This is a genomic window from Bradyrhizobium sp. PRIMUS42 (assembly GCF_023006515.1).
Taxonomy (GTDB): Bacteria; Pseudomonadota; Alphaproteobacteria; order Rhizobiales; family Xanthobacteraceae; genus Bradyrhizobium.
Genome location: NZ_JALBGZ010001600.1, coordinates 1 through 450 on the forward strand (window position 1 = coordinate 1; position 450 = coordinate 450).

The 450-nt window shown below is 69.3% G+C and carries 1 pseudogene; it reads left to right on the forward strand.

Annotated elements, in window-relative coordinates:
• Nucleotides 1-450 (forward strand): annotated as a pseudogene (locus MOV75_RS41860) (DNA mismatch repair protein MutL); the annotation flags it as partial.

Below are 450 nucleotides of genomic sequence, written 5' to 3' on the forward strand. Positions count from 1 at the left end.
GGCTGACACGGCTCGGCGACATTCTCGGCGCGGAGTTTCGCAGCCATGCCATCGAGGTCCATGCCGAACGCGAGGGCGTCGTCGTCTCCGGCTATGCCGCAGCGCCTGCGCTGACCAAAGCCAATGCGCTCGGGCAGTACCTCTTCGTCAACGGCCGCCCGGTGCGCGACAAGCTGATCCTGGGCGCCGTGCGCGCCGCCTACTCCGACTACCTGCCGCGCGACCGCCATCCGGTGCTGGCATTGTTCGTCACGCTCGACCCGCGCGAGGTCGATGCCAACGTCCACCCCGCCAAGACCGAGGTGCGTTTCCGCAACGCCGGCCTCGTCCGCGCGCTGATCGTGCACGGATTGAAGGAAGGACTTGCGCGCGAGGGCCGCCGCACCGCCGCCAACAGCGGCGAGAGCGCCATATCCTCGTTCCGTCCCGCTTTCACGCCGCAGCGTCCGG